Origin of the sequence: Nostoc sp. C110 (assembly GCF_043099725.1) — a bacterium.
GTDB classification, from domain to species: Bacteria; Cyanobacteriota; Cyanobacteriia; order Cyanobacteriales; family Nostocaceae; genus Nostoc; species Nostoc muscorum_A.
Window position 1 is genome coordinate 2,799,276 of record NZ_CP171148.1, and the last position, 12,846, is coordinate 2,812,121.

General features: G+C 40.5%; 10 protein-coding genes. 6 read left to right on the forward strand and 4 right to left on the reverse strand.

Annotated features, from left to right (window positions below):
* Positions 1-97: 97 nt before the first annotated feature.
* From ACFFRD_RS17495 to ACFFRD_RS17510, 4 genes are all read right to left on the reverse strand, one after another.
* Positions 98-637, reverse strand: coding sequence for an SH3 domain-containing protein (locus ACFFRD_RS17495; RefSeq protein ID WP_392482513.1), 540 nt, complete (start codon positions 635-637; stop codon positions 98-100).
* 312 nt (positions 638-949) lie between these two features.
* Positions 950-2,458 carry a UbiD family decarboxylase gene (locus ACFFRD_RS17500; RefSeq protein ID WP_012408506.1) on the reverse strand — a complete coding sequence of 503 codons (1,509 nt, stop codon included), beginning with the start codon at positions 2,456-2,458 and terminating at the stop codon, positions 950-952.
* Between the two features lie 607 nt (positions 2,459-3,065).
* Complete coding sequence (locus ACFFRD_RS17505) at positions 3,066-4,688, reverse strand: tetratricopeptide repeat protein (RefSeq protein WP_392482514.1); 1,623 nt, start codon at positions 4,686-4,688, stop codon at positions 3,066-3,068.
* A gap of 92 nt (positions 4,689-4,780) precedes the next feature.
* Positions 4,781-5,032 carry a hypothetical protein gene (locus ACFFRD_RS17510; protein ID WP_392482515.1) on the reverse strand — a complete coding sequence of 84 codons (252 nt, stop codon included), beginning with the start codon at positions 5,030-5,032 and terminating at the stop codon, positions 4,781-4,783.
* A gap of 315 nt (positions 5,033-5,347) precedes the next feature.
* On the opposite strand from ACFFRD_RS17510, the gene ACFFRD_RS17515 reads away from it, so the two are divergent.
* The 6 genes from ACFFRD_RS17515 to ACFFRD_RS17540 all read left to right on the forward strand — a co-directional run bounded on the left by ACFFRD_RS17515 (position 5,348) and on the right by ACFFRD_RS17540 (position 12,627).
* Positions 5,348-6,262, forward strand: a complete 915-nt coding sequence (locus ACFFRD_RS17515) for a polyphosphate kinase 2 family protein (RefSeq protein WP_392482516.1) — start codon at positions 5,348-5,350, stop codon at positions 6,260-6,262.
* A gap of 101 nt (positions 6,263-6,363) precedes the next feature.
* Positions 6,364-6,990: a chemotaxis protein CheB gene (locus tag ACFFRD_RS17520; protein WP_392482517.1), complete on the forward strand. Its 627-nt coding sequence runs from the start codon at positions 6,364-6,366 to the stop codon at positions 6,988-6,990.
* 279 nt (positions 6,991-7,269) lie between these two features.
* Positions 7,270-9,165 carry a CheR family methyltransferase gene (locus ACFFRD_RS17525; protein WP_392482518.1) on the forward strand — a complete coding sequence of 632 codons (1,896 nt, stop codon included), beginning with the start codon at positions 7,270-7,272 and terminating at the stop codon, positions 9,163-9,165.
* A gap of 428 nt (positions 9,166-9,593) precedes the next feature.
* Positions 9,594-10,190 carry a tRNA isopentenyl-2-thiomethyl-A-37 hydroxylase MiaE gene (locus ACFFRD_RS17530; RefSeq protein ID WP_190961265.1) on the forward strand — a complete coding sequence of 199 codons (597 nt, stop codon included), beginning with the start codon at positions 9,594-9,596 and terminating at the stop codon, positions 10,188-10,190.
* 18 nt (positions 10,191-10,208) lie between these two features.
* Complete coding sequence (locus ACFFRD_RS17535) at positions 10,209-10,613, forward strand: VOC family protein (RefSeq protein WP_114083560.1); 405 nt, start codon at positions 10,209-10,211, stop codon at positions 10,611-10,613.
* 661 nt (positions 10,614-11,274) lie between these two features.
* Positions 11,275-12,627, forward strand: a complete 1,353-nt coding sequence (locus ACFFRD_RS17540; RefSeq protein WP_392482519.1) for an alkaline phosphatase PhoX — start codon at positions 11,275-11,277, stop codon at positions 12,625-12,627.
* Positions 12,628-12,846: the final 219 nt, after the last annotated feature.

A 12,846-nucleotide genomic window follows, 5' to 3' on the forward strand; every position in this document is an offset into this window, starting at 1 on the left:
GGGAAATTAGCCCTTCTTTCAATTAAGTTATATTTTGATTAACAAATATTCTGGTAATGGATAGCTTGCTGACAGCAAGAAAGGTAGGGGTGAGGTTCTAAGAACAACTCGTAAGCGCAGCGCCACATTGATCTTCCTTTGTCAACCAACCTTTAACACCTTGATATTCAACCTGCGCCCAATCTCCCTGACAGCCTAACAATTTGACAGCCGTATTCGCAGGAATTGTTCTCACTTTTTGGCTTTCTTGACTATTACTAGCATATAAATCTACGCCATTAGTACCGTAGCCCTGTGTTGTTAAACCTAACTTTGGCACAAATACCCATCCAGTTCCTTGAAAACCATTACTAGCATTAGTAATTTGTACCCAATCTCCAGTAGCACCAATAACTTGAACTGTTTCGTTGATAGGTATTTGTCCTAAAATTGTGTTATTTGTACTTGCACCACTCCGCACATTTAAACCTTGTGGGTCTATATCGGTCACGTAGGCAAGAATATCGCACTTTTGGGGATTAGTCGATTTCGCTAAAGCTATTTGATGAGCTATACCTGTATTTAGCATCACACTAATACAACTAAATACCAATCCTGTTACTAACTTTGATGATGCCTTTTTCACTTTTTTTGTCATAATTTGCTCAATTTTTTTGCTTCAGTACCTAAGATTTGAGTTTAATTTCTATCTCATAATCTACCCAAGCAAATTAAAGATAAGTTTATAAAATACTTATCTAAAAATATGTAATACAGACCTAACCCCCAGCCCCTTCCCTTGAAGGGAAGGGGAGTAAGATTCAAAGCCTCTCTCCTAGGTTTGGAAAGAGGTAAAAACTGTACTGTACCCAAGCAAGAACCGCTATAATTGGTATTTCAAGACGCGATAAATCGCGTCTCTACATTAGGGTTTTGTTGCTCTATCTAAACTGTATTTATCTATAACAGGTTACTTCATATCGTAACCAAACAAATTTGGATCTACTTCTCCTAACTGCAACTCTGCCAAACCATATTCTGCCCATCGTCTCTCTACCATCGCCGCCACATCTGGGTCAGATTCCAAAGGCGAACCCCATTCATGGTCTGTTTCCGGTGGAATCTTTGTAGTCGCATCAATTCCCATCCGTCCACCTAAGCCAATTTTTTCACTGGCAAAATCCAAGGTATCAAAAGGTGTATTTGGCAAAATAAACACATCTCGCACTGGGTCAACTTTGGAACTAATCGCCCACACCACTTGACGCGGATCACGAATATTTATGTCTTTATCCACAACAATGACAAATTTGGTGTATGTAAATTGTGGTAAAGCACTCCAAAACGCTAAAGCTGCCCGTCGTGCTTGTCCGGGATATGCTTTATCAATGGAAATAATCGCTGCTTTGTAACTCAAAGCTTCCATTGGGAGGAAGAAATCGACAATTTCAGATACTTGTTGGCGCAGTATGGGCGTATAAATACGATTTAGTGCGATCGCCATCATCGCTTCTTCTTTAGGTGGACGACCGCTAAATGTTGTTAAGTAAATCGGATTTTTCCGGTGCGTCATACACTCAAAGCGAATCAAAGGCGAATCTTCCACGCCGCCGTAATAACCCATGTGGTCGCCAAAAGGCCCATCTGGTAAAACTTCTCCTGGTGTAATCGTTCCTTCTAAGACAAATTCGGAATCGGCGGGAACTTCCAAATCTACAGTTTTACATTTCGCCAACTGCACACCAGAACCGCCGTATAGTCCAGCAAATAGCCATTCTGATAAATCTACAGGGATGGGTGTGGCAGCTGCCATAATAATTAGAGGATCTACACCAAGTGCGATCGCTACTTCTAATTTTTTCCCACGTTCGGCTGCTTTTCGCAAATGCCTCGCCCCACCCCGCACTGATAACCAGTGAACCGTCATCGTATTTTTAGATTGTAGTTGCAAGCGATACACACCTACGTTTGGTGTACCCGTCTCACAATCTTTGGTAATTACTAGTCCCAGCGTGATAATCTTGCCAGCATCACCAACATAAGGACGTATCAAAGGCAACTTATTTAAATCTAAATCATTACCTTGAAGCACAACTTGCTGACAAGCGGGAAAAAAGTCTCGTCCTGGTTTCGCCTTCACCACATCAAACAATACTTTCCCAAAATCTATCGCCTGAGAAATCTTCTTCGGTGGTTTTGGCTGTTGCAGCATACTTAATTTTTTCCCCAGGGTTTCCAACTCCTCTGGATGCTGCATATTCATCGCCCAGCAAATCCTTTCCACAGTTCCCATCAAATTCACCGCCACCGGAAAGGAAGCGCCTTTGACGTTTTCAAACAACAACCCTGGGCCACCTTTTTGCAGCATTCGGTTGGAAATCTCAGCAATTTCCAATTCTGGGTCAACTAAAGCTGAAATACGCCGTAATTGTCCCTTTTCTTCCAGAATTTTAATGAATCCTCGCAAGTCTCTCGCCATTGTTCTAATAAAGCTGATTATTTAAGAAGTGTGAAGCGCTTTCTTATATTATGGGGTATTGGGGATTGGGCACGAAGCACTTCTACTGAGCCTGTCCTGAGCGTAGCCGAAGGGCGAAGCCGTAAAGCCTGCGGCATACCTACGCTTAGGGCGCAGCCTCTCCAAGAGTTGTATTGGCATTAGGAAAAAATAAGGAAGAATACGTTCAATAATTTTCCCTTGTCTCCTTGTCCTTCACTCCGTCATCTACCCATTTGAAAAATTGTTGGTTTTAATTGGAAATTAACCTATTTAGTCACTTTTCTTAACTGTCTTTTCCAAAGTATTTAGTTATTGTATCTAGGGATACGCATTTATTTTTTATAAATAAGCGCTAACCTAATCAAACATGGCCAGAATATACTATACCTTCCTGGCAGGCGGTTTTGTTATATAACCCCTGCTAGGTTTATTTATTACAAGCTTGTACTAGTTCATTTTTCTTTACATAGTTTGATTTTATTGTGCCAGATTACCTACTGACGAGGGGACTTTTAAAACATCCTCTGAAAGTATGGGTATCTGAAACATAGCTGAAAATTGCTATTTATCCGAATTCACAAATTTTCTAGAATTTTAAAATATCTAATGATTCTTCTATTTCTAAATCTAATATTCTTTCTCGTGTATCCTTGAGTGCTTCTAGCTTACCTTCTTTACGATAGATGTCTGCCGCTTTCTGAAAATCTTCAATTGCTCCCTGTTTATCTGCTATTTCTAAACGAATATTGCCACGATTGTAATAAGCATCGGCATAATTATAATTAATTTGTATTGCTTGGGTATAATCTTCAATTGCTCTCTCAAAATCTCCTAAGTCAGAATGAGCATTGCCACGGTTATAATAGGCATCAGCATAATTAGGATTAAGCTGTATTGCCTGAGTGTAATCTTCAATTGCTCCTTCAAAATCTCCTAAATCAGAACGAGCATTACCACGTTTTTTATAAGCTATAGCATCTTTTGGATTAATCTTGATTGCTTGAGGGAATCCCGGCTGAGAACCTAATAAATAACGAGCAATCCCACGGTTTTTATAAGCATCAGCATAATTGGGATTAATTTTAATTGCCTGGGTATAATCCTCAATTGCTCCTTGATTATCTCCTATATGAGAACGAGCTTCAGCCCGGTTTTTATAAGCTACGGCAACATTAGGATTAATTCTAATAGCCTGAGTGTAATCATTGATTGCTTCTTCTAATCGACCTAGTTGAGACAGAGCTAAACCTCGTTTATTGTAAGATTTGGCATCCTGAATATTCATCTGGATTGCCTGAGAATAATCTGCGATCGCAGCTTCATAATCACCTATCTGATAGTGAGTCAAACCTCGTTTATAATATAAATCAATATCGCTAGATGTAACTTGTAACGCTTTACTATAGTTAACGATTGCATTTGTATATTCTCCTTTTTCAAAATATTCATCTCCCAATTTTGCATAAAGTGTATTTAAATCTTCATTATTATTATATTCAGGTTGAAAAAAAGATTTGAGTAACTGATTGTTGGTTGGCTTAGATAAAATTTCTTGCTTCGGAAGATATTTGTAAATCGATGGTTGTTGTCTAGAAGAATTATTTAGAGAAGATTGTAACTGTTCTAGATAGCACCATAAACCTCCACCATACAACAACTGGTCTATCCCAAAGGAAATTTTACCAGTCTTTAACTTAATCATCCGGGTTGGGAGAAACCCAGCTAAAAAAAGGTGATACTGAGATTGTGCTTCATTTACATCTTCTTGAATCAAAATGCAAACTACAACTGCATTTTTTTCAACTTCTTCAGAACTGATTGACCATCTAACTCTATCAATATTACCGTGACGAGATTTAACCTCGATACCAATAGAGGGGTCAGAAGTCAAGGTAAAATCTATATTGCCATCGCCGCCGAATCGCTTTTCATAATCGACTTCGGTAATAAAATCTGCTAAACGTTCCTTGACAACTTCCTCACCCAACTTCCCTTTAAGATAGCTAATAAACACGTCACGGACTGGCGAAACACGCTTATATTTCTCAGCCATCAACCAGCAAAATTCCCGTAGTGCCTTTAATCTGTCTCCAGAGATTATAGTTAATTCACTATATTGACCTTCGGTTTCACAATGAAGCAGACAACCAGATGTTAACCTTTTAATAAAATCAGACTGTAGCGATCGCAGTAGTGTAATCCAGTCCATTTATATTTCTGCGAATCTTTTGATGAGATTATTCTATTAAAATATCCAGTCGCCGTAAACCTTTTAATTAGCTTTGCAAAATTTATATCAGTTTAGGTGCGGCCATGTCTGATTATGCCAAAGTTTTGACTGCTAGGGAAGAGTGTAAGAGTGCGTAGGCGTAGCCCGTCGTAGACATCGCTGGGAGGATAGCCAAAAACGCTTATCGGGTCGTTGAATCTCAACTCGTCCACAATGCCGATTTGCGTAGGCGTAGCCCAACCTAGGCATCGCCTATATGATTTACCATGCGGGTTCAGCAGTTGCTTTCCAACGCAAGGCGACAGCAACGCCTGCCTCACCATTTTTCCTCCACCCACTTCAACTTCAAAGCATTACTGACCACTGGATAGCTATGAAAATTTGTTAAAAGTTATGAATTTTAAATCAAAATTATTTAATAAATAAATCATAATGTTCAGTAATTTCTAATTAACAATGTACTTGTATATAGGACTCATATTTGATTTTTGAAAAAATTCAGTGTAACTCAAAGAGGCTTCTTGCCTATTGCCTATTGCCTTCCTACGCAAATAATTTCAGAAATCAAAGACGCTTGATGACTCGCTACCGCTTTGCTATCGGATCGCTACATAAGCAGATATTAGGAACTTTTATATATGAATTACGATGCTTTCATTGTTCCACCAGGTTCAAAGATTTCTCTGAAAAAAAACTATGACCCAGCTTATAAAGCTGATTTTAATGAAAAAACTGATGCTGCAATTAAATTACAGGCAGATATTGAGCGATTAGCGAATTTCCAAAATATTCTCTATGCTCAAAACACCTACGCATTGCTGATTATTTTTCAGGCAATGGATGCTGCTGGTAAGGATAGCACAATTAAACACGTGACCTCTGGGGTGAATCCGCAAGGATTTCAGGTGTTTAGTTTCAAGTCCCCCAGTGCGGAAGAATTAGACCATGACTACCTGTGGCGAACAATGAAGGCTTTGCCAGAAAGGGGTCGAATTGGGATATTCAACCGCTCATATTATGAAGAAGCACTAGTAGTTCGTGTCCATCCAGAAATGTTAAGAAAGCAACAACTTCCTCATTTTCCTAATGGAAATAAGATATGGAAGCAACGCTTTGAAGAAATTAATAATTTTGAAAAATATTTAGTAGACAATGGTGTGATCGTTCTGAAGTTCTTTCTTAATGTTTCTAAATCAGAGCAGAAAAAACGCTTTTTAGAACGGATTGAATATCCTGAAAAAAATTGGAAGTTTTCAGATAGCGATGTCAAAGAAAGAGCTTTTTGGGATGATTATATGAATGCTTATGAAGAGGTTTTTAATAACACTAGTACAAAATCGGCCCCTTGGTATATTATTCCTGCCGATCGCAAATGGTTTACACGTCTGGTAGTCGCCAATATTATCTGCACAAAACTAGAAGAACTCAATCTGCAATACCCCATAGTTAGTGACGAACATAGGCAGCAACTTTTGGAGGCAAAACGCATTTTAGAGCAAGAAGATGAGCAGACAAGTCTAACAGATAAAGGCAAAAAAAATAAATTGGTTTAAATATACTGTACAATTTATATAAAGAAAAGATGAGCAGTCGTACAATTTATTAATGCTCCCTGTAAATAATAAGTTTGGTTGGTACTTACAGCCGAAAAATCATGATTCAGATGGCAGAAGATGCCAAGAATAATCCACCCCACTTTACTAATGCTGCCTTTGATATTGTGGCGATCGCAGCCTCAGCCGGTGGTCTAACTGCTCAAATTAAAGTGCTATCAACTCTACCCACACAATTCCCAGCCGCGATCGTCATTGTGCAACATATTTCTCCTGAACATCCGTCATTCATGGCAGAAATTCTCAGTCGGCGCACGCATATTACCGTCAAGCAGGCACAGGAAGGAGATTATCTCACCCCAGGAACTGCTTACATTGCTCCACCCAATCGTCACTTGTTGGTTAACGATGACGGCACACTTTCCTTATCACAGTCGAAATTAGTACATTTTTTACGTCCTTCGGCAGACTTATTATTTGAATCGGTTGCAGCCAGTTACAAAGAAAGAGCGATCGCCATTGTCCTTACTGGAACGGGTAGCGACGGCGCGATGGGAGTAGAAGCAATCAAAAAAATGGGTGGTACTGTCATTGTCCAAGACGTAAAGACCGCCGAATTTTCCGGGATGCCCTCAGCTGCGGTTCAAACTGGCAACGTAGATTTTATTCTCCCCCTAGATGAAATCTCCAGGGCTCTGGTGACTTTAGTCATGGGAGAATGTAACTAAGCTAAGAATTAGGGAGCAGAGGAAATATATTTTGGAATAAAAATGAGTCTTTGATACTCATTAATGAAGCTTAGAACTCCTTTAATAAGTAAGTTCGCGTAAATAATTGTCGTTGGGATAAGGCAATAGGCAATCTTGCTACAGGTATAAGGGTTTTAGCCTAGTTGATTTTTCTTTACATAGTTTGATTTTATTGTGCCAACTTACTTAAACCTTTAATACTCGTAGACAAGTATAAAAACTTTACTCTTATGCCCCCTATCCCCTACGCCATACCTTATGACTTCCGCAGACAGAGATCCCAAATTTGAAAATCTACTGATTTATCTCAGACAAAGCCGGGGATTTGATTTTACAGGCTATAAACGCTCGACTTTGATGCGCCGAGTCCGCAAGCGGATGCAGTCATTGAACATAGAAAACTTTGAAGAGTATTTAGACTACCTAGAAGTTTATCCAGAAGAATTCAATTATCTTTTTAACACTATCTTAATTAACGTCACCGCTTTTTTTCGAGATTCATCAGCTTGGGAATACCTAGCAGAGGAAATACTGCCTAATCTGATTAGGAATAAAAATACTTCTGACCAAATCCGCATCTGGAGTGCTGGCTGTGCTTCTGGGGAAGAAGCTTACACTTTAGCAATGTTGATGGCTGAAAGATTGGGAGCAGAGGAATTTCGCCAACGGGTGAAAATCTATGCCACAGATGTAGATGAAGAAGCTCTCAACCAAGCTCGTCAAGCTACGTATTCAGCAAAAGATGTCCAGGCAGTATCTGATGAACTGCGGCAGAAATACTTTGAGATTGTCGGTAATCGCTATGTCTTCCGTCAAGACCTACGACGCTCAGTGATTTTTGGCCGTCACGATCTGCTTCAAGATGCGCCCATTTCGCGCTTAGATTTGCTGGTTAGTCGCAATACATTAATGTACTTTAATTCTGAGACTCAAGGGCGAATTCTGGCGCGGTTTCATTTTGCACTTAATGATACTGGTTATCTATTTTTGGGGAAAGCAGAGATGCTATTGATGCATTCTAGTCTCTTTACCCCAATAGACTTAAAAAACCGGATATTTAGTAAGGTATCGTCGGTTAATATACGCGATCGCCTCCTAGTTATGGCAAATTCAGTAGATGACGAATCTAGCAGCCGTGTGTCTCGACATTTGCGGCTGCGAGACATGGGTTTCGACACATCACCAATAGCCCAAGTAGTCATTGATATCAATGGCTCTCTAGTAATGGTGAACGAGCAGGCACGGACTTTATTTGGCCTTTCCCCCAAAGATTTAGCTCGTCCTTTCCAGGATCTAGAACTTTCCTATCGACCGATTGAATTGCGATCGCTAATTGAACGGGCTTATGCTGAACGCCGCCCTGTCAGCCTGACAAATGTAGAGCGCTATTTGTCTAACACAGAAACCCAATATCTAGATGTGCGAATTACGCCTTTACAAGAAACAGACACCAGTTTTTTAGGTGTTAGCATCTCCTTTCTTGATGTCACTCGTTATATTAAACTCCAAGATGCTCTGCAACGCTCCCAACAGGAATTAGAAACTACTAATGAAGAACTCCAATCTACCAATGAAGAATTAGAAACTACTAACGAAGAACTCCAATCTACCAATGAAGAATTAGAAACTACCAACGAAGAACTCCAATCCACCAATGAAGAATTGGAGACGATGAATGAAGAACTCCAATCGACTAATGAAGAATTACAGACAATTAATAACGAACTGAGCGAACGCACCACAGAACTTAATCACACAAATATTTTTTTGATATCTATTCTCAGAAGTCTCCAAACTGGAATAGTGGTAATTGACGGCAGCTTTAACATCTCAATTTGGAATTACATGGTAGAGGATTTATGGGGACTGCGAACTGATGAAGTTCTAGGAAAGTCTATCTTCAGCCTAGATATTGGTTTACCCGTCGAGCAGTTGCGATCGCCACTCCGCGATTGCCTATCTGGTAAAAAACAATTTCAAGAAATGATCCTTGATGCTACTAATCGTCGAGGTAGGCAAATAAAATGTTACCTGGCAATCACCCCGTTACTTGGCATGGATATACAGGGAGCAGTTTTAATGATGGCAGATGTAGAGAGAGTCCATAGTATGATTTCTAGTCAAGATATGGAGGAACGGCGGCAGCAGGAATAATTTACCTTGATTTCTCACAAGTGAGAAATCAAGGAGTGTGGGAGGTGTGGGAGGTGTGGGAGGTGTGGAATGTGTGGGAGGTAATGCAGCGTTCATTGATGTGCATGATATGCAGTTATTCAATTCCTCCTCTTTCTCCCCACACTCCCCACACTCCCCACACCCCCCACACTCCCCACACTCCTCTGCCTACAGTATCGTGAGAAATCCGGATTTGCTTGTACTGCTGGAGTTATAGTTTCCGTGGGCAAAGCCTACGCACAAGATTGTAATTGTGATGCTGATACTAAGCGTTATTTTTAACACATACTGCGTAGGGGCGTACAGCTAGCTGTACGCCCCTACTATAAACAAATTGCTCCATCCACGATTAAAATCAATTTGCTAAGGTACTCAGCTAAATTAAAATTCTGGAGTTTTGTGACTCTGTGATTACTCAGTTACCGACTATCAACGTCCTAAAACAGCCCACTAGCTCTGCTTGGGTTGAACAAGCGATCGCTAACTTAGACATCATTTTACTCGACCACTCTCACTGTGAACGCAAAGCAGCAGGTGTGGCTTTGAATATGATGTTTCGCTACCCTTCCAATACTAAAATGGTGCGGGAACTAACTGCGATCGCCCGTGAAGAGCTAGAACATTTTGAGCTAGTTAACCAATGGTTAGAACGCCGGAATATTCCCTTAGCTCCCTTACCACCGCCTCCCTACGGCGCAGGTTTAAAAGCTCAAGTTCGCCCGAAAGAACCTGAGCGATTTCTGGATTCCTTACTAGTCACTGGTTTAATTGAAGCTCGTTCTCACGAACGTCTGGGACTATTAGCTGCTCACTGTCCAGAGCCAGAGTTAGCAAAATTTTATCGTGGCCTAATGGCATCCGAAGCGCGTCACTACGGTATATATTGGGTTTTAGCTGCTACTTATTTCGACAGAGAAATTGTCATGCAACGGCTTGATGAATTAGCAATTGTCGAAAGCGAGTTGCTGGCGACTTTGCACCCAGAACCTAGAATTCACAGTTAGTAGACTAAGGCAACAGATATGAAGCTTCAGCTAACACACCTGAGACTACTTGTCTCCAACTACAAAGATTCTTTTCTGTTCTACCGGGATCTGCTGAAATTTGATGTCGATTGGGGCGATGAAGAGAGCGGATATGCTGAGTTGAATACCGGATATCTCAAGTTGGGTTTGTTCAAAAAAGAATTAATGGCTGAAGTAGTTCCAAGAATTGAACAGCCTTCATACATTGTCAATCGAGATAAAATAGTCTTGGTTTTCGCAGTCGATAACGTGGATGAGGTTTATAACCAAGTAAAAAATCAGAATTCGATCGTTGTGACGGAACCGCAAGATCGCCCAGACTGGGGAATTCGCACCGCTCATTTTCGCGATCCTGATGGCAATCTCATCGAAATTTACAGCAATCTAGGAATTGTCAGTTAAAAATTGGCTGTCAAAAACTATCCCATATCTAAACTACAAATTTAGCTTTAACAGTAAACCTATTGCACTATAACTAGGGGACATATTCTCAATCCGTCCCCTACAAGTTTTAGGTATTTCTAGCCTTTAAAATTCCTTGTTCGTTAAAGTTAGAATAATATTTAATTACAGTTCTAATCATGCTAGCTTCGACTATTCAGGTTCACTGTCTATATAGATGCTGGCTTTTTTTGAGGACTCTATTTATAAACTTCATATAGGAATCCACTTTGATTTTTGTTCGCGCAGTTTGGTGGTAGGAAAGAAGGCTTTTTGAGCTGTACGGAGTTTTTTCAAAAATCAAATGTGAGTCCTAAGCCTTGTCTACCTTGAGAACCGTAGTTATGTAGGTTGGGTGCAGCGATCGCGTAACCCAACATAAAATTTGGTGGTAATGTTGGGTTGCTTTTCACTCCACCCAACCTACATAAATATATCTTTTAAAAAACTCTAGGTCTCAATATAGATGAGGCTTATATACATAAATTTGCTAAAAGAAAAGGCAAATTTTATATAAATTCATATTTTATCAACTAAACCTAAATTAAATAAAGCATAACCCAAACTTAATCAAAATAAAATACTTTTTCTTCAGCATTATGTAAGTAACCAAATCATCCTCATGACATTTTCAAGACGTAAATTCTTTGCAATAGCAGGTACAACTGCTGTCGGCACTTTGATGGTGTCTCCTATGAAGGGTCTTCTTGCCCAACAAGCCTATGGATCAAGATATGGCATAGGATATGGGCCACTTTTACCAGATCCCAATGGCTTGTTAGATTTACCAAGTGGATTTCGGTATCAAGTTATATCTCGCACAGGCACTCTCATGAGCGATGGGAGTTTAGAGCCTAGTAATCATGATGGAATGGCAGCCTTTCCTGGGCCCAGAAATACAGTAATCCTGGTTCGCAATCACGAACTTAGCAATACTTCTGGTACAAAAGTACAAGTGCCCAATCCCTACGATCCTATTTGCAGAGGTGGCACTACAACTCTGATTGTTGGACGCGATCGCAAACTGATCAAAGAGTTCAGTTCTCTTGGTGGAACCATTCGTAACTGTGCAGGTGGTCTAACTCCTTGGGGTTCATGGATTAGCTGCGAAGAAGATGTAACCATACCAACTGCGACGAATGGAGTCACTAAGCCACATGGTTATAACTTTGAGGTTCCAGCTAAGGCCACCTCTCCTGTTGAACCAGTACCTCTAGTTGAAATGGGACGGTTTAATCATGAGGCTGTAGCTGTAGATCCCAAAACTGGAATTGTTTATCAGACTGAAGATAGTGGAAGTAGCCTCTTCTATCGTTTTATCCCGAAACAGTATGGCAATTTAAAAGCAGGAGGCACTCTCCAAGCTCTGAGGATCAAGGATAGACCAGAGGTTAACACCACTACCGGTTTCGTAGTAGGACAGAAATGGGATGTAGATTGGGTGACTATTCCTGAGCCAAACCCTACTACTGTAGATAATGTCAGAGTCCAAGGTCGTAGCTTAGGTGCAGCCCGGTTTAACCGTGGGGAAGGCATTTGGTACGATGACAACAAGGGCAAGAAAGACAAAAACGGCAAGGATGACAAGAAGAGCAAAGGTGAATTTTACTTCACTGCTACAAGTGGTGGCCCTGTAGGGGGTGGTCAGGTATGGCGCTACATTCCGGGTGAAGAGACAATTGAACTGTTTGTCGAGTCTCAATCTAAAGATGAACTCGATATGCCCGATAACCTAGTCGTAGCACCTTTTGGCGATCTTATCCTCTGTGAGGACGGAAGCGGTGACAATTTCTTGATAGGTATTACTCCCAGTGGTGAAATCTACAAATTTGCACGTAACGCCCTCCAAACTGGTGAGTTTGCTGGAGCCTGCTTCTCACCCGATGGTGATACTTTGTTCGTTAACATTCAAAGCCCTGGTATTACTTTAGCTATCTGGGGCCCTTGGACAGGTTATAGAGGTTATAGAGACTAAGATAAATGTCAGCGTAGGCGTAGCCCGCCGCAAGCATTACTACTATATCGCTGGATTATCCTTGCTAAATAGACTTGGGGAGGGGAAGATAATTCCTCTCCCCAAGTCTATTTATTGACATCTTGAGAGTACCACCTGAAACTGACCATGCAAGAATTGCTATTTGCTGAGTAAATTGGGATATAGAACCAGAAAATTTTCTGTGTAAACTTGACCAGC